Annotated in this window: 18 protein-coding genes; 12 read left to right on the forward strand and 6 right to left on the reverse strand. The window is 64.2% G+C overall.

Features of this window, described 5'->3' with window-relative positions; all coding sequences use genetic code 11:
• Positions 1 to 9 precede the first annotated feature (9 nt).
• Entirely contained in the window at positions 10 to 255 is a 246-nt protein-coding gene (locus tag OEG79_RS20590) for a GlsB/YeaQ/YmgE family stress response membrane protein (RefSeq protein WP_264146791.1), read from the forward strand.
• A gap of 101 nt (positions 256 to 356) precedes the next feature.
• The gene (locus OEG79_RS20595; protein ID WP_264146792.1) at positions 357 to 890 is read left to right on the forward strand and encodes a DUF3299 domain-containing protein; all 534 of its coding nucleotides are present in this window, start codon (positions 357 to 359) and stop codon (positions 888 to 890) included.
• Positions 891 to 1,152: 262 nt separating this feature from the next.
• Here the strand turns inward: OEG79_RS20595 and OEG79_RS20600 are convergent, their stop codons facing one another.
• From OEG79_RS20600 to znuA, 4 genes are all read right to left on the reverse strand, one after another.
• On the reverse strand, positions 1,153 to 1,332 hold the full coding sequence (locus OEG79_RS20600; RefSeq protein WP_264146793.1) for a hypothetical protein: 180 nt from the start codon (positions 1,330 to 1,332) through the stop codon (positions 1,153 to 1,155).
• Positions 1,333 to 1,436: 104 nt separating this feature from the next.
• Positions 1,437 to 2,605 (reverse strand): IS3 family transposase gene (locus OEG79_RS20605; protein WP_264145293.1). Its coding sequence is split into 2 segments (ribosomal slippage): positions 1,437 to 2,344 and positions 2,344 to 2,605, totalling 1,170 coding nucleotides; the frame shifts between segments, so codons are not numbered across the junction.
• Between the two features lie 345 nt (positions 2,606 to 2,950).
• Positions 2,951 to 4,198, reverse strand: a complete 1,248-nt coding sequence (locus OEG79_RS20610; RefSeq protein WP_264146794.1) for an MFS transporter — start codon at positions 4,196 to 4,198, stop codon at positions 2,951 to 2,953.
• 217 nt (positions 4,199 to 4,415) lie between these two features.
• Complete coding sequence (gene znuA, locus OEG79_RS20615; protein ID WP_264146795.1) at positions 4,416 to 5,360, reverse strand: zinc ABC transporter substrate-binding protein ZnuA; 945 nt, start codon at positions 5,358 to 5,360, stop codon at positions 4,416 to 4,418.
• 66 nt (positions 5,361 to 5,426) lie between these two features.
• Here znuA and zur point away from each other — a divergent pair, with 66 nt between their 5' ends.
• The 7 genes from zur (at position 5,427) to OEG79_RS20650 (ending at position 11,281) form a co-directional block, all read left to right on the forward strand.
• On the forward strand, positions 5,427 to 5,912 hold the full coding sequence (gene zur / locus OEG79_RS20620; RefSeq protein WP_143501344.1) for a zinc uptake transcriptional repressor Zur: 486 nt from the start codon (positions 5,427 to 5,429) through the stop codon (positions 5,910 to 5,912).
• The gene (gene znuC / locus OEG79_RS20625; protein ID WP_264146796.1) at positions 5,909 to 6,697 is read left to right on the forward strand and encodes a zinc ABC transporter ATP-binding protein ZnuC; all 789 of its coding nucleotides are present in this window, start codon (positions 5,909 to 5,911) and stop codon (positions 6,695 to 6,697) included. The genes zur and znuC overlap by 4 nt, the downstream gene beginning before the upstream one ends.
• A complete protein-coding gene (znuB, locus tag OEG79_RS20630; protein ID WP_264146797.1) occupies positions 6,697 to 7,485 on the forward strand; it encodes a zinc ABC transporter permease subunit ZnuB in 789 nt (262 codons plus the stop codon). Before znuC ends, znuB begins: the two co-directional genes overlap by 1 nt.
• A gap of 124 nt (positions 7,486 to 7,609) precedes the next feature.
• The gene (locus tag OEG79_RS20635) at positions 7,610 to 8,449 is read left to right on the forward strand and encodes a PA5502 family lipoprotein (RefSeq protein WP_264146798.1); all 840 of its coding nucleotides are present in this window, start codon (positions 7,610 to 7,612) and stop codon (positions 8,447 to 8,449) included.
• A 182-nt stretch (positions 8,450 to 8,631) separates the two neighbouring features.
• On the forward strand, positions 8,632 to 9,639 hold the full coding sequence (locus OEG79_RS20640; RefSeq protein WP_264146799.1) for a methionine ABC transporter ATP-binding protein: 1,008 nt from the start codon (positions 8,632 to 8,634) through the stop codon (positions 9,637 to 9,639).
• The gene (locus OEG79_RS20645; RefSeq protein WP_264146800.1) at positions 9,639 to 10,307 is read left to right on the forward strand and encodes a methionine ABC transporter permease; all 669 of its coding nucleotides are present in this window, start codon (positions 9,639 to 9,641) and stop codon (positions 10,305 to 10,307) included. The genes OEG79_RS20640 and OEG79_RS20645 overlap by 1 nt, the downstream gene beginning before the upstream one ends.
• A gap of 203 nt (positions 10,308 to 10,510) precedes the next feature.
• The gene (locus OEG79_RS20650) at positions 10,511 to 11,281 is read left to right on the forward strand and encodes a MetQ/NlpA family ABC transporter substrate-binding protein (protein ID WP_264146801.1); all 771 of its coding nucleotides are present in this window, start codon (positions 10,511 to 10,513) and stop codon (positions 11,279 to 11,281) included.
• Positions 11,282 to 11,325: 44 nt separating this feature from the next.
• Here the strand turns inward: OEG79_RS20650 and OEG79_RS20655 are convergent, their stop codons facing one another.
• Positions 11,326 to 12,195 (reverse strand): LysR substrate-binding domain-containing protein, encoded by an 870-nt coding sequence (locus OEG79_RS20655; RefSeq protein WP_264146802.1) that lies wholly within the window; start codon positions 12,193 to 12,195, stop codon positions 11,326 to 11,328.
• Positions 12,196 to 12,307: 112 nt separating this feature from the next.
• Here OEG79_RS20655 and OEG79_RS20660 point away from each other — a divergent pair, with 112 nt between their 5' ends.
• Positions 12,308 to 12,733 (forward strand): VOC family protein, encoded by a 426-nt coding sequence (locus tag OEG79_RS20660; protein ID WP_264146803.1) that lies wholly within the window; start codon positions 12,308 to 12,310, stop codon positions 12,731 to 12,733.
• A 37-nt stretch (positions 12,734 to 12,770) separates the two neighbouring features.
• On the opposite strand, the gene OEG79_RS20665 is transcribed toward OEG79_RS20660, so the two are convergent.
• Entirely contained in the window at positions 12,771 to 15,653 is a 2,883-nt protein-coding gene (locus tag OEG79_RS20665; protein WP_264146804.1) for an EAL domain-containing protein, read from the reverse strand.
• A 289-nt stretch (positions 15,654 to 15,942) separates the two neighbouring features.
• Between OEG79_RS20665 and uvrD the strand changes: the two genes are divergently transcribed.
• Positions 15,943 to 18,126 carry a DNA helicase II gene (uvrD, locus tag OEG79_RS20670; protein ID WP_264146805.1) on the forward strand — a complete coding sequence of 728 codons (2,184 nt, stop codon included), beginning with the start codon at positions 15,943 to 15,945 and terminating at the stop codon, positions 18,124 to 18,126.
• Positions 18,127 to 18,149: 23 nt separating this feature from the next.
• A complete protein-coding gene (locus tag OEG79_RS20675; protein ID WP_264146806.1) occupies positions 18,150 to 19,244 on the forward strand; it encodes a TRAP transporter substrate-binding protein in 1,095 nt (364 codons plus the stop codon).
• Positions 19,245 to 19,279 lie beyond the last annotated feature (35 nt).

Raw genomic sequence — 19,279 nt, forward strand, 5'->3', positions numbered from 1 at the left:
GATACGCCAATGAGCATTATCGGAACCATTTTGATCGGCCTGATCGTCGGCCTCATCGCGCGCTTTCTCAAACCGGGTGATGACAGCATGGGCTGGATCATGACCATCCTGCTCGGCATCGGCGGCTCGCTTGCAGCCACCTACGGCGGTCAGGCGCTGGGCATCTACGATGCCGGCGAAGCAGCCGGTTTCATTGGCGCGGTGATCGGCGCCATCGTTCTGCTGATAATCTATGGGCTGATCAAGAAGAACTGATCCTTCCTCTATCGGAACGGCCTTGCCGGCGACCCGAGCGCAAGCGACGGTCGCCGGTGTTGCACTCGCCGTTCGCACTCCTCGAACGAGCTGCTGCCCCCATGCGCCATCTGTTGCTTACCCTGCTGTTGTTGTGCGGCCTGGCCCAGGCCGAATTACCAGAAACCGACTGGCTCGACCTGATGCCCCCCGAGGACCGCCAGGCTCTCGAGGATATGCCCGACATCAGCCACGACAGCCCCGAGGGTGACAGCACCTTCTACAGCGAAGGCGGCCTGCGCCAGCAGGATCGTGACCTGCCCGCAGTGATGTACTCGACCAGGACCGTGCCCGCACTGAACGGCAAGGCCATCCGCCTGGGCGGCTATCCGGTACCACTGGAAAGCGACGCGAAAGGCAACAGCACCCTGTTCTTCCTAGTCCCCTACCCCGGCGCCTGCATCCATGTGCCGCCACCGCCGCCCAACCAGCTGGTGCTTGTGCGCTATCCAAAGGGCATCCCGCTCGAGGACATCTACTCACCGCTGTGGGTCAGCGGCACGCTCAAGGTGGAAAGCATCAGCAACGAACTGGCCGATGCGGCCTACGCCATGGACGCCGGCGAAGTACGCTTGGTGACTGACGAAGACCTCTGAGCACCTGCTGTCCCCTGTCAAAGAGTTACACAGCATGAAAGCTGCCGCCCTGATGTGCTCTGCCTGCCGTCCGCCGCTGCAGCGGCTGTCTGCAATAAGGACGGCGCCAAGCTGGTCAAGCTCCGAGTAGCTCCAGGCGGTCTTTCTTGCCGATATCAGCCGTATACCGGGCGTCATCGCTACCTCGAGATGTCCAGCCAGAACAGCATGTAGGCCCAAAGCGCGCAGACGCGATTTCAAAGGCACGGACCAAGGGAGGGCATCATGGCCTCGAGGCTGCCTTTATCTGGGCGGCAATACCCGGAAGTGGGCGGAAGCTCTTGAGTATTTCCTTGAACTCGGCTTCGGCCTGCTCGAAACGCGGGATGCCCTCGGCTTGTTGGGAGTCAAGGTTCAGCGATAACGAAGGCAGGTGTTCGGTAGCTGAAACATCGGCAACCATCCGGTAGGTTTCCGGGGGCTGCCAGTCTGGGTTGCCAGGATCACGGGCTTGATAGCGCGCTCCGATCAGACTGCCTTCGCGCCCTGCGAATGGCACTGTAGTGGTCAACAATTCCCGGACACAGAATTGAGTTTTTCTTCCGCAACCGCCGGCGGTACGAAGCCGTTGTGCTGATGCGGCCTTATCCAGTTGTACCGCTGCATGAGGTAGCGGCCGATGTCCTGCTCGGCCAACGCTGTCGTCATGTAACCCACTGTCGGCACCCACTCCGTTTTCAGGCTACGAAACAGCCGCTCCATGGGCGAATTGTCGTAACAATTTCCCCTTCGGCTCATGCTCTGAATCATCCGATAGCGCCAGAGCCGTTGGCGGAAACCCCGGCTGCCATATTGGCTGCCCTGGTCGCTGTGAAACAGCACGCCTTGTGGTCTGCCACGCATCTCGTAAGCCCTGTCGAGCGCTTTGACGACCAGTTCCGCATCAGGCTTGGCGGACATCGCCCAACCCACCACTCTGCGGCTGTACAAGTCCAAGACCGCCGCCAGATAGCTCCATCGACCCTCTGCCCAGATATACGTGATGTCGCCACACCAGACCTTGTTTGGCGCAGCCACGGTGAACTTGCGATCAAGCACATTGGGAATGTCGGGGCGCTCGACCGTGGCCTTCTTGTACGCATGAGAACCGGGCTGTTTGCTGATCAGTCCTTGTTCCTTCATCAATCTTCTGACTCTGAAACGCCCGACGTTAACGCCTTCATCCCGCAGCATGGCAACCAGACTGCGACTGCCCGCTGAGCCACGACTTTGGTTGAACAGCTCGTTGACACGACTGCGTAGGTTCACTCGGCGGACATCGATATGACGCCGCCGGGCCAAGTGGGCGTAATAACAAGACCGGGGTAGCTCGAAGACTGAACACAACAGTTGAACAGGGTAGTGCTTTACCAACTGCCGAATCGACTTCAACGTCTGCGCCCGTGTTCCTCGGCCATCAAGAGCGCAGTGGCCTCCTTTAATATTTTCTTCTCAAGCTCCAGCCGGTTGATACGGGCCTGAAGCTCCTGAATGGTCTGCTGCTCCGGTGTGAGCGCCTTGGCAGTGGGCGTAACGCCCCCGCGCTCCAGCTGCAACTGGGTAACCCAGCGGCGCAATAAGCTCTCACCTACATCGAGAGATCTGGCGGCCTCGGGACAGCTGTAGCCTTGGTCGAGCACCAGGCTGGCAGCCTCTCGCTTGAAAGTCGGGGTGAAGGTACGTCGTTGTCTGCTCATCGAACACCTCTGTATGGCGAGCATTCTCGCCCTAAATGGGTGTCTGGGGTTAGTAGACCACTACAGTTTGCGCAGCGCGGTCAGTGGTGTGCCGCGACAGTAGCGAGCCAGCCGAATTTCCAGGGTGGCGAGCAGGAGAAGAGAGAGGATCAATCGGTTATTCATGAAACATCCTTGTTGAATCAGTTGTCCGTTTAGCCTAGGCAGGCCCGTCAGGACGTATCTCAAAGCGCTATACGAACATATCTCACGCAAGGCATGCGGCCCAAACTCAGGTCACGACTATGCGAATCTCGTCATATCAGAGCTCAAGCGGGGCCCTGACCGAATGCATGCAGACTAGTGCTACGCTTGTTGAACCATCTTGCGGCCATGCGGAATCAACAACATCAAAACCAGCATCCCCAACACTCCCGCCCCAACGAACAACCCCTCATACCCCAACGCCTTGGCCAGCACCCCGCTGCTGGCCCCAACGAAACCGGACAGCAGCAACTGCGCCGAGGCCTGCAGGGTGAAGTCAGCGCCTTCATGTTCCGGGCGGCACATGCGCATCATGGCGGCGAACAGGGCGACAGTGGACATGCCATCGGCCACCTGTTCGAACAGGGTCACGGCATAGACCAGGCCGGTGTTGGCGCCCTGCTCCACCAGCAAGGCAAGGGCCGCGATGCCGATTGCCTGCAGGGCGCCGAACAGGATCAAGGCACGCAGCACGCCGATACGTGCGTAGAGCAGGCCACCGAGCAAGGCGCCGCCGATGCCGGCCAGGCTGCTGATCAGGGTCAGTTGGCCTAGCGCTGCGGTACTCCAACCCTGATCCACCAGCATCGGTTTGATCATCGGTGAGCCCAACGAGTCGCCCAGCTTGAAGGTCAGGACCACCGCCAGCCACAGCAGCATGCCGGGTTGCGCCAACAGGCCACGGTAGTGATCCAGTAGCAGGCGCGGGCCGAAGGCACGCTCCGCCAAGGCGGGCTGGAAGGGCAGCACGCGGCGCTCGGGGAACAGCCAGATCGGCACGGTCATCAAAAGGATCAGGCCAGCGAGCAGGCCAAGCGCCAGGTTCCAGCCCAGCGGGTCGATTACCAGCAGCAGGCCGCTGCCACTGACGATCATGCCGACCTTGTAACCGCCCACCTGCAGGCTGTTGCCCAGACCGCGCCAGCGCTCGGGCAGCAGGCGCACGGTGAGGCCATCGGTGGCCACGTCCTGCGTCGAGGCCAACAGGTTGATCAGCAGCAACAGGCCGAGCAGCCACCATAGGCTGGTACCGAACAGGGTCTGCGGTGCCAGCAGCGCCAGCACGGCGACACAGCCAATCACCCCGCTCTGCAGCGGCAGGATCCAGCCACGGTGATGGCCGAGGCGGGGCGAGGCCAGACGGTCGATCCAGGGCGCCCACAACACTTTCAACAGCCAGGGTAGCGCCAGCAGTTTGAGCAGGCCGATCAGCGCCAGATCGACACCATGCTGGCGCAGCAACACCGGCAACGAGTGGGCGATCAGCCCCGAGGGCAGGCCCTGGGCGCAATAGAGCGAGGCCAGCAGCACCAGCGTGGCGTTGGACGGGCGAGAGGCGGTGGGCGACATGGCGGGCGCTCGCGGCAAAAGCGCAAGCCTAGTGGTTTGCGCCTGCGGGCGGCAACGAGGCGGTGGTTACAGTTCGTAGCTCGACTCGTCGCGGCTGAAGCCCCTCACACGAGGCAAGACGTTCGATCAGTTGCAGCCTGGATGCAATCCGGGGCCGTTGCCATCGCTCCCGGATTGCATCCAGGCTACGTGAAAAACGTTCACGACGCCAAAGGTCTTACAGGCTATTCAGGCACTCGGTCAGGCCGCCTGCCAGGTTTTCCAGCAGTTGTTCATAGCCGTTGGCACTGACTGGCAGGGCGCCGCCGAGGGCATCGAGTTCCGCCAGTTTCACCGGCAAGCCGGCACTGAGGGTTTCGGCCAGGCGCGGGCGCAGCGGCGGCTCGCTGAATACGCAGCTCGGGCCGGTCTGTTGCAGCGTCTTGCGCATGGCAGCGACATGGCGCGCACCGGGCTGTACTTCGGTCAGCACGCTGAACACGCCGGCGTGCTTGAGGCCGTAGGCAGCCTCGAAATAGTCGAATGCTTCGTGGAAGACGAAATACGGCTTGCCCTGCAAAGCGGCCAGTTGCGGGCGAATGCGGCCATCGAGCGCATCCAGGCGCGCTTCGAAGGCTTGCAGATTGGCGGCGTAACGCGCGGCGTTGGCGGCATCCAGCTTGGCCAGGTCGGCGGCCATGCGGGCGGCGATCACCTTGGCGTTGTCGGCGGCCAACCACAGGTGGGCATCCAGGCTGCCCGGACGGTGATCATGGTCATGACCAAGCTCATCGCTGGCATGTCCGTGACCATGATCATGCTCGTCTTGGTCATGATCGTGTTCGTCGTGGCTATCGCCGAAGTGGCGCAGGGTCATGCCGGGCAGATCCTGCACCGCCACCTGGGGCTTGTCGCGGCTGCTCAGTACACGCGGTAGAAAACCCTCCATGTCCGGACCGATCCAGTACAGCAGGTCGGCATCACGCACTCTCCGTACATCGGATGGGCGCAACGCATAGTGGTGCGGCGAGGCACCGGGCGGCAGCAGCACCTCGGGTTCGCCGATGCCGTCCTGCACTGCCGCGGCGATCAGTTGCAGCGGTTTGATACTGGTCAGAACACGCACCTCGGCCTGGGCGCAGGCGACGAAAAGCAGGGGTAAGAGACAGAAAAGACGTAACACAGGGCATACCCGAAAGGAATTGAGCGGGTAATATAATAACGTCTCTCTCTAGCGCCGTCCCTGCCCATGACCGACACGCCTCTGGCTTCACGCCCACATGACCATTCCCGCTGCGTCAGCCATGCGCTGGCCGAAGCCGAAACCATCTGCGCTCGCCAGGGCCTGCGCCTGACCGCCCTGCGCAAACGCGTGCTGGAACTGGTCTGGGCCAGCCACAAGCCGCTCGGCGCCTACGACATCCTCGGTGTACTGAGCGAGGAAGACGGTCGCCGCGCAGCGCCGCCCACCGTCTACCGGGCACTGGATTTTCTGCTGGAAAACGGCCTGGTGCACCGCATCGCCTCACTCAATGCCTTCATCGGCTGCAGCCACCCCGAGCACCCGCATCAGGGCCAGTTCCTGATCTGCCGGGCGTGCCATGCTGCGACCGAGCTGGAGCAGCCCGCCATCAGCCGGGCCATCATCGATGGTGCGGCCGGCGTCGGTTTCGTCGTCGAAGGCCAGACTGTGGAAGTCGTCGGCCTCTGCGCGGGCTGCAAGGACGCAGCATGAGCGAAGCGCTGATCCGCCTCGACGGCGTCGCTGTCAGCTTTAACGGCCAGCCGGTGCTGGACGATGTGCAACTCAGCGTACAGCCCGGCGAAATCGTCACCCTGATCGGCCCCAACGGCGCCGGCAAAACCACCCTGGTGCGCGTGGTACTCGGCCTGCTGCAGCCTGAGCGCGGCAGCGTGCAGCGCACGCCGCGCCTGCGCATCGGCTACATGCCGCAGAAACTGCATGTCGACGCTACCCTGCCACTGTCCGTGCTGCGCTTTCTGCGCCTGGTGCCGGGAGTGGATCGCGCTCGCGCGCTGGCGGCACTGGCCGAGGTCGGTGCCGAGCAGGTGATCGACAGCCCGCTGCAAAGCATTTCCGGGGGCGAGCTACAACGCGTGCTGCTGGCCCGTGCGCTGCTGCGCGAACCGCAGCTGCTGGTGCTCGACGAACCGGTGCAGGGCGTCGACGTGGCCGGTCAGGCAGAGTTGTACCGGCTCATCTCCCGCCTGCGCGAGCGCCATGGCTGCGGCGTGCTGATGGTCTCCCACGACCTGCATCTGGTGATGAGCGCCACCGACCAGGTGGTCTGCCTCAACCGCCATGTATGCTGCTCCGGCCACCCCGAGCAGGTCAGCGGCGATCCGGCCTTCATCGAGCTGTTCGGTCAGGACGCCCGCAGCCTGGCGATCTACCACCACCATCACGACCACGATCACGACCTGCATGGCGGCGTGGTCAAACCCGGCCTGACCATCCATGGTCCGGCCCACGTTCACGGCCCAGGTTGCAAACACTGATGCCCGACTTTCTTCTCAACGCCCTGCTCGCCGGCCTGGCGCTGGCCCTGGTGGCCGGCCCGCTCGGCTCCTTCGTGGTGTGGCGACGCATGGCCTACTTTGGCGACACCCTGTCCCACGCCGCCCTGCTCGGCGTGGCGCTCGGTCTGCTTCTCGACGTCAGCCCGACGCTCACCGTGACCGTCGGCTGCGTGCTGCTCGCCGTGCTGCTGGTTACCCTGCAGCAACGCCAGCCGCTGGCCTCCGATACCCTGCTGGGCATCCTCGCCCACAGCACCCTGTCGCTGGGCCTGGTGGCGCTGAGCTTCATGCATGACGTGCGCATCGATCTGATGAGCTACCTGTTCGGTGACCTGCTCGCCGTCAGCCCCATCGATCTGGCCTGGATCATCGGCGGCAGCGCGTTGGTGCTGGCACTGCTGGCGTGGCTGTGGCGTCCGTTGCTGGCGATCACCGTGCACGAGGAACTGGCACGGGTAGAAGGCCTGCCGGTAGCGGCGATCCGCCTGGCGCTGATGCTGCTGATCGCCGTGGTCATTGCCGTGGCGATGAAGATCGTCGGCGTGCTGCTGATCACCTCCCTGCTGATCATCCCCGCCGCCGCGGCCCAGCGCCACGCGCGTACGCCGGAGCAGATGGCCGTGGGCGCCAGCCTGCTCGGGTTGCTGGCGGTGTGCTGCGGCCTGGCGCTGTCCTGGTATCAGGACACTCCGGCCGGCCCCTCCATCGTGGTCAGCGCTGCCGCACTGTTCCTGGCCAGCTTCGCCTTGCCCAAGCGCAACGGATGATATTTCCGCCCTATTTCTCCCTATCGCTCTCCCATGAATGGGAGAGTGGAACCCTAACGGCGTGAAATCAGCGGTACGAAGCTGTATGATTGCGCGTTTTTTGCACAATTCGAGACGCGTTGTCATGAAGTCGTTCGCTTTTCGTGGTCTTCCGCTTTTTCTGGTTCTGCTGCTGGCCGGCTGCCAGAACACGCAACAGCCCAGCTTGCCGCCGGTCGATGATCTGGTCCTTGCCTTCCGTCAGCTCGACCTGAGCCTGGCCGAAGAGCGTCTCGACGACGCGCGCAACCAGATCAACGCGTTGCAACAGCGCGCCGGCCGCGACACACGCCTGGAGCAATACCAGCGCCAGCTCGCCGAGGCCTACATGGAGCAGAGCCGGGAGGCACTGCAGCAGGGCGATCTGGATCGCGCCGCGCAGGCCCTGGGTCAGGCCCGCAGCCTGATGCCACAGGCGCCAGCATTGAGTCACGACCTCAACCAGGCCATCGACAGTGCCCGCGCCGCCCGCCAGGCGGCAGCCGAACAGCAGGCGCGCGAGGCCAGCGCCAAGCTCGATGCCGAGCGCCAGGAACAACTGCGCCAGCAACGCCTGGCCAGCGAGCGCCAGGCCAGGGCAGCGATCGTGGCAACACCGGAGAACGAGGCGAAACCGCTGGTCGAGAGCAAGCCCTCAGCACGGCTGATCAACCCCGACGCGGCCACCAGCAGTGTGGCCTTGCCCATGCTCGACACCCAGGACAATGAAAATCTGCGCCGCCTGCTCGACAACGTGGCGGCGGATGTCGTGACCTTTCGCTGCGCCGTACGCATCGAAGTACGCGAGACCAAGGACTATCCCTGGGTCGCGGCGCTGCTCTCGGCACGCATCAAGAAGCTCGACCCGGGTTTCCGTCCGCAGTTGAGCCAGAAGATCGCGCCGCAGCAGGTACCGCGTCTGCTATTGAGTCCGCAGCGCCAGTGAAGCGAGGGCGCTGCCCAGCGCCGATCACTAATGCTGTTTTGTAATAATCATAGGCCAATAAAGATTTTCTCGGCCTAAGCACCGCCGGGTAGACTAGCGCCCTTTTGCGCCCACCCGGCGCCCGATGACCGGCCCCTTCTATCTCGAGGCCCGCCACTGAACATACCCAAAAGGTCGTTCGCGTGATCCAGTTTCAATCCGTCCACAAGGCCTACCGCGTCGCGGGCCGCGAGATTCCGGCGCTGCAGCCGACCACGCTGCAGGTCGGCAGCGGTCAGGTATTCGGCATCATCGGCCACTCCGGCGCCGGCAAGAGCACCCTGCTGCGCCTGATCAACCGCCTGGAAGAACCCTCCGGCGGGCGCATCGAGATCGACGGTGTCGACGTCACCGCCCTCGATGCCAATGGCCTGCGCCGCTTCCGTCAGCAGGTCGGGATGATCTTCCAGCACTTCAACCTGCTGTCGTCGAAGACCGTCGCCGACAACATCGCCATGCCGCTGCGCCTGGCCGGCGAACTGAGCCGCGCCGAGATCGATGCACGCGTCGCCGAGCTGCTGGCGCGCGTCGGCCTGCAGGATCACGCCAACAAGTACCCGGCGCAGCTCTCCGGCGGGCAGAAGCAGCGCGTCGGCATCGCCCGTGCACTCAGCACCCGACCGAAGATCCTGCTCTGCGACGAGGCCACCAGTGCCCTCGATCCGCAGACCACAACCGCCGTATTGCAGCTGCTGGCGGAGATCAACCGCGAACTGGGCCTGACCATCGTGCTGATCACCCACGAGATGGACGTGATCCGCCGCGTCTGCGACCGCGTTGCAGTGATGGATGCCGGCGTCATCGTCGAGGAAGGCCCGGTGGCCGAGGTGTTCCTGCACCCGCAGCATTCGACCACGCGACGCTTCGTGCAGGAGTCCGAGCACGTCGATGAAGCCGAGCAGCATGATGACTTCGCCCACGTTTCCGGCCGCATCCTGCGCCTGACCTTCCAGGGCGAAGCCACCTATGCTCCGCTGCTGGGCACCGTGGCCCGTGAGACCGGGGTCGACTACAGCATCCTCGCCGGTCGTATCGACCGCATCAAGGACACCCCCTACGGCCAGCTCACCCTGGCCCTGACCGGTGGCGACATCGACGCCGCGCTGGCGCGCTTCGGCGCCGCCGACGTGCATCTGGAGGTACTGCGCTGATGCTCGAACAACTGCTGCCCAACGTCTTCTGGCCGGAAATCTGGCAGGCCAGCCTCGACACCCTGAACATGCTGCTCGGCTCGATGCTGTTCACCGTGCTGCTCGGTCTGCCGCTCGGCGTACTGCTGTTTCTCACCGGGCCGCGCCAGCTGTTCGAGCAGAAGGCCCTGTACGGTGCGCTGTCTCTGGTGGTGAACATCCTGCGCTCGGTGCCCTTCGTCATCCTGCTGATCCTGATGATTCCCTTCACCGAGCTGCTGGTCGGCACCTCGCTGGGCGTTGCCGGTGCCATCCCGCCACTGGTGGTAGGCGCCACGCCGTTCTTCGCGCGCCTGGTGGAAACCGCCCTGCGCGAAGTGGAGCGCGGCATCATCGAGGCGACCCAGGCCATGGGCGCCACCACCTGGCAGATCATCACCCGCGCGCTGTTGCCCGAGGCGTTGCCCGGCCTGCTCGCAGCCACCACCGTCACCGCAATCACCCTGGTGTCGTACACCGCCATGAGCGGCCTGATCGGCGGCGGCGGCCTTGGCGACCTGGCCGTGCGCTACGGCTACCAGCGCTACCAGCCGGACGTGATGGCGGTGACCGTGGTCCTGCTGCTGATTCTGGTGCAGGTGCTGCAGATGGTCGGTGACCGATTGGTTGTACATTTTTCCCGTAAATGATGATGGGTACCTCTGAAAACTACCTGCGTTGTCATCACCTCGTTGAAAACAAGCTCAAAATGCTCATTTACAGTTCGTAAACTCCGCTTTTTCGCTTGTTTTCGCCTTGTGCTGACTACCTCGCTGACGTTTTTAGAGGTACCCAACAAGCGGCACTCGCCACCCCGCGAGACCCGCGCCACCTTCCCGAAAGGAACCTTGAAATGAAGAAGCTGCTGACTGCCATCGCCGCCTGCGCGGCCTTCTCGGCCCAGGCCGAAACCCTCAACGTCGCCGCCACTCCGGTGCCGCACGCGGAGATCCTCGAGTTCGTCAAACCGGCTCTGGCCAAAGAAGGTGTGGAGCTGAAGGTGCGCGTGTTCACCGACTACGTGCAGCCCAACCTGCAGGTACAGCAGAAGAACCTCGACGCCAACTTCTTCCAGCACCAGCCGTACCTGGACGAGTTCAATGCCAGCCGCAAGACCGAGCTGGTCAGCGTTGCCGGTGTGCACGTCGAGCCCTTCGGCGCGTACTCCAGCAAGATCAAGGACCTGAGCGAGCTGGCGCAAGGCGCCACCGTGGCCATCCCCAACGACGCCACCAACGGCGGCCGCGCCCTGCTGCTGCTGCAGAAGGCCGGCGTGATCAAGCTCAAGCCGGAAGCCGGCATCCTCGCCACGCCGAAGGACATCGTCGAGAACCCCAAGGCGATCAAGGTGCGTGAACTGGAAGCGGCCACCCTGCCGCGCGTGCTGAGCCAGGTCGACCTCGCCCTGATCAACACCAACTACGCCCTGGAAGCCAAGCTGAACCCGACCAAGGACGCCCTGGCCATCGAAGGCAGCGACTCGCCATACGTCAACACCCTGGTGACCCGCGCCGACAACAAGGACAGCGAAGCCGTGCAGAAGCTGGTCAAGGCCCTGCACAGTGCCGAGGTGAAGCAGTTCATCGAAGAGAAATACCAGGGCGCCGTCGTTCCGGCTTTCTGAGCCGCAACGCCTGCGCGAAGAGCCCCGCCCTGTGCGGGGCTTTTTCATGCCTGCGCGGGCTCCGCGCCCAGACACTGCAACAGGCAATCCAGCGCCGGCTGACGCTGCGCACGGCGCAACAGGGCGACCAGTTCGCGATGGAAGGCCAGCTCACCCAGTTCGATCACCCGCAGACGGGTCGGCCGCTGCAGCCACAGGCCGGCGCGCGGCACCAGCGACACACCCATACCGTTCTCCACCAGGCGCACGATGGCCTCCACCTCGTCCAGCTCCAGCGCCTCGCGCACCGTCAGCCGCTGCTCGCGAAGGAAGCGGCTGACCTGGCGGCCACCGAACGAGCTGCGGTCATAACGCACGAATGGCTGCTCGGCGAGCAGCTGCAGCGGATCATCCCCGGCCACCTCCAGTGGCGCGATCAGCACGAAGGGCTCACGCGCCAGCGGCACCTCGAGAATTTCCTTGGGCAGTGCGAACGGCGGCTTGATCAGCAAGGCCAGATCCAGCTCGCCGGCATCCAGCTGGCTGAACAGCTGCAGGGAAACCCCCGGCACCAGCTTCAGCTCGACCCGGGGCGCGAGCTGACGAAAGCGCGGCAGTGCCTCGGCCAACAGGCCCGTTTGCAGGGTGGCGATGGCGCCGACACGCAACTCGCCCTGCCACTTGTCGGCAGCCTGCGGCAGCGCCATCTGCGCATACAGCGCCAGCATCTGCTCGGCCAACGGCAGGGCATGACGGCCGGCGGCGTTGAGCACGGCGGCGCGGCCGCTGCGGTCGAACAGACGCACACCAAGGTGCTGTTCGAGCGCGCGCATCTGCGCGCTCACCGCCGACTGGGTCAGGCCGACTCGCTGGCCGGCAGCGGCGAAGGTGCCCAGGCGGGCAACGGTGATGAAGGTTTTCAGCTCGCGCAGCATTGACGCCCCGATTGATCAAAATTATTTGAGCTTGCGAGCAAGGATATTCGCTTTCAATCAATTTGGCTGTTGCTAGGCTAGCCCGACAGACAATTACCCGAGGTACTGCGTGATGGCCCTTGCTCCCTTTCACCTGGCGATTCCCGTCTACGACCTGGCCGCAGCGCGGCATTTCTATGGCGAAGTGTTCGGCTGCGCCGAAGGTCGCAGCAGCGATCACTGGGTCGATTTCGATTTCTTCGGGCACCAGCTGGTCATCCACGAAGCGCCGAAAATGGCCTATCAGGAGTCGGCCGTGAGCAACCCGGTGGATGGCCACGACGTGCCGGTGCCGCACTTCGGCGTGGTGCTCGGCTGGGACGACTGGGAAGCGCTGGCCGAGCGCCTGCGCAGTCGCGAGACGAAGTTCGTCATCGAACCCTACGTACGCTTCAAGGGCCAGGTTGGCGAGCAGGCGACCATGTTCCTTCTCGACCCCTGCGGCAATGCGCTGGAGTTCAAGGCGTTCAAGGATATCGGTCAGCTGTTCGCCAAGTAGTCTCTGAGCCCGGCGCCGGAGCCGAGGGAAAGGCCACTCAGTCCAGCGGGTTGTCGATCTGCGCGCGCAGCAGTTCGGCGAAGGCGCTCGCCTCCACCGGGCGGCTGATCAGGAAGCCCTGGATCTCGTCGCAGTTCTGGCTCTTGAGAAAATCCATCTGCGCCTGGGTTTCCACGCCTTCGGCGACCACTTTCAGCTCCAGGCTGTGGGCCATGGCGATGATCGCGCGGGTGATGGCCGCGTCCTCGCCGCCTGGCGACAGATCGCGGATGAAGGTCTGGTCGATCTTCACGTAGTGCACCGGGAAACGCTTGAGGTAGCTCAGCGAGCTGTAGCCGGTGCCGAAGTCGTCGATCGCCAGCTTGACCCCCAGCGCGCGCAGTTGCTGGAAGGTGGCGATGACGCTTTCGACGTTGTCGAGCAGCTCGCTCTCGGTCAGTTCCAGCTCCAGGTATTGCGGCGCCAGGCCGGTTTCCTCGAGCACCTGACGCACCAGGCTGGTGAGATTGCCCTGCCGCAGCTGGTGCACCGACAGGTTTACCGACACCCGTATCTTGGTCAGCCCCTGGCGCTGCCATTCGCATACCTGCTGGCAGGCCTGACGCAGCACGAATTCGCCAATCGGCGCGATCAGCCCGGTTTCCTCGGCCAGGCCGATGAACTCGCCGGGCGCGACCATGCCCTGCTGCGGATGGCGCCAGCGCACCAGAGCTTCGGCGGCATTGAGCTGGTCGTCGGCAAGATTCAGCTTGGGCTGGTAGAACACCTCCAGCTGGCCTTCGGCGATGGCCTTCCGCAGCTGGTTCTCCAGTTGCAGACGCTCCAGGGTGCAGGCCTGCAGGTTGTCGGTAAAGAACTGGAAGGTATTGCCGCCCAGGTGCTTGGCATGCTGCACGGCCATGTTGGCCTGGCTGATCAGCGCGCTGATCTCACGGGCGTAGTCCGGCAGCAGGCTGATGCCCAGCGAGGCGCTGACCACCAGTTCGTGACCACCGACGGTCATCGGCACACGCAGCTTGACCAGCAGCCGGCTGGCCACCCGCGCCAGGCTGGACAGGCTGCCATAGGCATCGAGGATGACGGCGAACTCATCGCCCGACAGCCGCGCGATGCAGTCGGCTTCCGGCACGGCCTGGGTCAGGCGACGGCTCATCTGACGCAGCAACTGGTCCGCCACTTCGTGGCCGAGGCTGTCGTTGAGCAGCTTGAAGCGGTCCAGATCGATATGCACCAGGGCGATGCTGCGACCGCTCTGCCGTGCGCGCTGGCTGGCTTCGTGCAGGCGCTCCTTGAATAGACTGCGGTTGGCCAGGCCGGTAAGTTCGTCGTAGTGCGACAGGTAACGCAGACGCTCCTCGGCCTCGCGTCGCGCGGTCAGGTCGGCGAAGAAGCCGACGATATGACTGGCGCGCCCACTGGCGTCGCGCACCAGGTTGAGCTGCAACCATTGCGGGTAGAGTTCGCCGCTCTTGCGCGTCTCGATCAGTTCGCCCTGCCAGGTGCCGCCGTTATCCAGTTCCTGGCGGATCAGCTGGTACTGCCTGCGCATCTCGCGACTGCCGAACAGGCTGGTCACCGTGCGCCCGACCACTTCCTCGCTGCTGTAGCCGGTCACTGCACTGAAAGCGCGATTGACCGCCAGCACGCGGTAGTCGGGGTCGAGAATGAAGATGCCTTCGCTGGCCGCCTCGAACACCATGGCGGCCAGGCGCTGCTGCTGCTCCTGCTGACGCCGTGCGCTGACGTCGCGGCGCGTGCCGAGCATGCGCCGCACACGACCGGAAGCATCGCGCTCGACCGCCCGGCCACGGTCTTCGATCCAGACCCAGTGACCATCGACATGGCGCACGCGGTACTCGATCTGATAATCCTCGCTGCGCCCCTTGAGGTGCCGGACCAGCGCCCGGCGCAGCTGTGGCAGATCGTCCGGATGCAGGCGCGGCGTCAGATCGCGCAGCATCACCTGAACCTGCTCCGGCTCCAGGCCGAACAGCTCGCGCAGGTGCGAGTGATGCACCTGATCGCTCTCCAGATCCCAGTCCCACAGCCCCAGCTCACTGGCCTCCAGCGCCAGGGCCAGACGTGCCTGGCTCTTGCCCAGGGCGTGGGTCGCCTCGTCCAGTTCCAGGGTGCGTTCGGCCACACGCATTTCCAGCTCGTCGTGGGCGCCGCGCAATTCGCGTTCGGCCCTACGGCGTTGCTCCACTTCGCGCGCCAGCTCCTCGTTGAGCCCCTCGGCACGCAGCTTGGCGTGCTCCAGATTGTTGATCAGCGCCAGGTTGTGAAAACGCTGCAACAGGCTGCGCTGGACCAGACGATTGACCTGCCAGGCCACCACCAGCAGCGCGAGAAACAGAATCACCCCGAGCAGCCCCCAGCCGCGCTGCATGGTGTTATCGGCCAGCAGCAGGAAGACCGCCGAAGGCACCAGGCAGGGCAAGGCGAAACTCAGAAAGGCGGACAGACTGACGGCATAGGCCACGCTGGCCGACAGGATCGCCGCGGCGATCAGGCCGTAGACCAGCGCCTGCTGATAGAACACATCGGCCGGCACCAGCACGATCACGGCGAAGGCGAGGGTCAGGCCGGAGGCCCCGGCACCGAAGAGGAAGATGCGCCGCCAGTAGGGTTCGGCCTGGCGGCTGGGCAGCGCATCGTTGAAGGCATTCACCTGGGTCAGGCGCAGCAGCACCAGCAACACCACCCAGCCCAGCCACGCCACGAGCAATGGCGCGCTCTGCTGGTTCCACAGCAACAGACTGCAGGCCAGGCCGACCAGCAGCATGAGCAGGGTAGGCAGACGCGAGCCCAGAAACAACAGACGGGTACGCTCGACGGCTATATCCGTAGCGAACTGCCGTTCAGCCTGATGCGGGTCCAGCGTCACCTCTTGAATTACGGCGCTAGTCGTGGCGGTCATAGGCGCTGTTCTTGTCATGGTTGCCTAAGGGTCTGGGGCGAGGCGATCGGCGCCATCAACCCTGACGTCGCGGGAGAATACCCGAGACAGACGCTGTGCCCAACAAAGTTGTGGCCAATTTCACAGCCTGGCGGCCAACTTTTCCCGGGCGCCGCGACCATGCCGGCTCTTGATCGCCCGCCTACACCCTTCCGTGCCCTGACCTACCGGTCGTCGGTTGCACCGCGCCGCTTTCGCTTCACCTGGCCGACGGTTTGCCCTCCCCTGTCCGGCCCCCTAGAATGCCGCGATGCAAAACGACCCCGAACTCCTCCTCGCTTCGCTCAACGACGCTCAGGTCCAGGCCGTGGCCGCTCCGCTCGGCCGCCAGCTGGTGCTGGCCGGCGCCGGCTCGGGCAAGACCCGCGTACTGGTGCACCGCATCGCCTTCCTGATCCAGGCAATGGGCGCTTCGCCGCATTCGATCCTGTCGGTGACCTTCACCAACAAGGCGGCCGCCGAGATGCGCCATCGCATCGAGCAGATGCTTGGCCACAATCCCGCCGGCATGTGGGTCGGCACCTTCCACGGCCTGGCCCATCGCCTGCTTCGCGCGCACTGGCAGGAGGCAGGGCTGGCCGAGAACTTCCAGATCCTCGACTCCGACGATCAGCAGCGCCTGATCAAGCGGGTGATCCGCGAGCTGGGCCTGGATGAACAGCGCTGGCCGGCGAAGCAGGCGCAGTGGTTCATCAACGGGCAGAAGGACGAGGGCTTCCGCCCACAGCACATCCAGGCCGGCGGCGACCTGTTCCTGGCCACCATGCGCGGTATCTACGAGGCCTACGAAGCGGCCTGCGCGCGCACCGGGGTGATCGACTTCTCCGAACTGCTGCTGCGCGGGCTCGACCTGTGGCGCGACAAGCCGGGCCTGCTCGAGCATTACCAGCGGCGCTTCCGCCATATCCTGGTCGACGAGTTCCAGGACACCAACGCCGTGCAGTACGCATGGCTGCGTCTGCTGGCCAAGGGCGGCGACAGCCTGATGGTGGTCGGCGATGACGACCAGTCGATCTACGGCTGGCGTGGCGCGCGCATCGAGAACATCCAGCAGTTCTCCAGCGACTTCCCCGATACCCAGGTGATCCGTCTGGAGCAGAATTACCGCTCCACCGCCGGCATCCTCAAGGCCGCCAACGCGCTGATCGCCAACAACAACGGGCGCCTCGGCAAGGAGCTGTGGACCGATGGCGGTGACGGCGAACCACTGGCCCTGTACGCCGCCTTCAACGAGCACGACGAAGCACGCTACGTGGTCGAGACCATCGAGGACGCCCTGCGCAAGGACGGCCTCAAGCGCAGCGAGATTGCCATCCTCTACCGCTCCAATGCCCAGTCGCGGGTGCTGGAAGAAGCGCTGCTGCGCGAGAAGATCCCCTACCGCATCTACGGCGGCCAGCGCTTCTTCGAGCGCGCCGAGATCAAGAACGCCATGGCCTACCTGCGCCTGCTCGACGGACGTGGCAACGACGCGGCGCTGGAGCGCATCGTCAACGTGCCGGCACGCGGCATCGGCGAGAAGACCATCGAGAGCATCCGCGAGTACGCCCGTGCCCACGACGTGCACATGTGGGAAGCGATCCGCCTGATGCTCGCCAACAAGGCCTTGCCAGGTCGCGCCTCGAGTGCCCTGGCCGGCTTTATCGAACTGATCGAGGGCCTGGCCGAGAAGGTTCTGGCCATGCCTCTGCACCAGATGACCCAGGTGGTCATCGAGCAGAGCGGCCTGCTCGCCTATCACGAGGCGGAAAAGGGCGAGAAGGGCCAGGCCCGGGTGGAGAACCTCGAGGAACTGGTCAGCGCCGCGCGCGCCTTCGAGAACGAGGAAGACGACGAGCTGACGCCGCTGCAGGCGTTCCTCACTCACGCCTCGCTGGAGGCCGGGGACACCCAGGCCGCCGAGAACGAGGACAGCATTCAACTGATGACCCTGCACAGCGCCAAGGGCCTGGAATTCCCGCTGGTATTCCTGGTTGGCATGGAGGAGGGTCTGTTCCCGCACAAGATGAGCCTGGAAGAACCGGGCCGACTGGAAGAAGAACGCCGCCTGGCCTATGTAGGCATTACCCGTGCCATGCAGAAGCTGGTGATCAGCTACGCCGAAACCCGGCGTCTCTACGGTAGCGAGACCTATAACAAGGTGTCGCGCTTCGTCCGCGAAATCCCCGCACCGCTGATTCAGGAAGTGCGTCTGTCCAACAGCGTCAGCCGCCCGGTGAGCACCAGCTCGATGAGTGGTGGCAGCCTGTTCGCCGGCAGCGCCGTGCCACAGACGCCCTTCAATCTGGGTCAGCGGGTACGCCACAGCCTGTTCGGCGAAGGCACCATCCTCAATTTCGAGGGTGCCGGCGCGCAGGCACGGGTGCAGGTGAATTTTGAAAACGAAGGCAGTAAGTGGCTGATGCTGGCGTATGCCAAGCTTGAAGCCTGTTAGCACACCGTATCTGGAGATAATCGATGAATCGCCGCAATCTGTTCGGCGCCACACTGGCACTGATCGCCGCCATCGGCCTGGTTGGCTGCAAAGAAGACAAGGCTGCCAGCGAGACCGCCGCTGCCACGCCGGCAGAAACCTTCCAATGGAAGATGGTCACCTCCTGGCCGAAGAACTTCCCCGGCCTGGGCACCTCTGCCGAGCGTCTGGCCGAGCGTATCAACGCCATGAGCGCCGGGCGTCTGACCGTCAAGGTCTACGCCGCAGGCGAGCTGGTACCGGCGCTGGAAGTGTTCGACGCAGTGTCCCGCGGCACCGCCGAAATGGGCCACGGCACCCCCTACTACTGGAAGGGCAAGGTCCCGGCCGCGCAGTTCTTCAGCAGCGTACCCTTCGGTCTCTCCACACTGGAAATGAACGCCTGGCTCAGCCACGGCGGTGGCCAGGCGCTGTGGGACGAAACCTATGCACCGTTCGGCGTGAAACCGCTGTCGGCCGGCAACACCACCATGCAGATGGCTGGCTGGTTCAACAAGGAAATCAACAGCCTGGATGACATCAAGGGCCTGAAGATCCGCATGCCGGGCCTCGGCGGCGAAGTCTGGAGCAAGCTCGGTGCGATCACCATCAACCTGCCCGGCGGTGAAATCTTCACCTCCCTGCAGACCGGTGCCATCGATGCCACCGACTGGGTCGGCCCCTACAACGACCTGGCCTTCGGCCTGCACAAGGCGGCCAAGTACTACTACTTCCCGGGCTGGCAGGAGCCGCAGGCAGTGGTCGAATCCATGGTCAACCAGAAGGCCTTCGACGCACTGCCGGCCGACCTGCAGGCCATCGTCGTCGAAGCTGCGCGTGCCGCAACCCTGGACATGATGGACGACTACGTGTTCAACAATGCCAAGGCGCTGCAGACCCTCAAGAGCGAAGGTGTGCAGATCAAGCGCCTGCCGGACGAGGTGCTGGACGCCATGCGCGAGCAGTCCGGCCTGGTGCTCGAAGCCCTGGCCGCGGAAAGCGACCTCAACGGCCGCATCTGGGCCTCGCAGAAGGCCTTCCTCGAAGAGGCCAGCGCGATGCAGGCACTGACCGAGAAAGAGCTGTACAACTGGCGTTGAGCCAACTGAACGGGGCCTGCTGAAGGCCCCGTTTT

It is taken from the genome of Pseudomonas sp. Z8(2022), from assembly GCF_025837155.1.
GTDB lineage: Bacteria > Pseudomonadota > Gammaproteobacteria > Pseudomonadales > Pseudomonadaceae > Aquipseudomonas.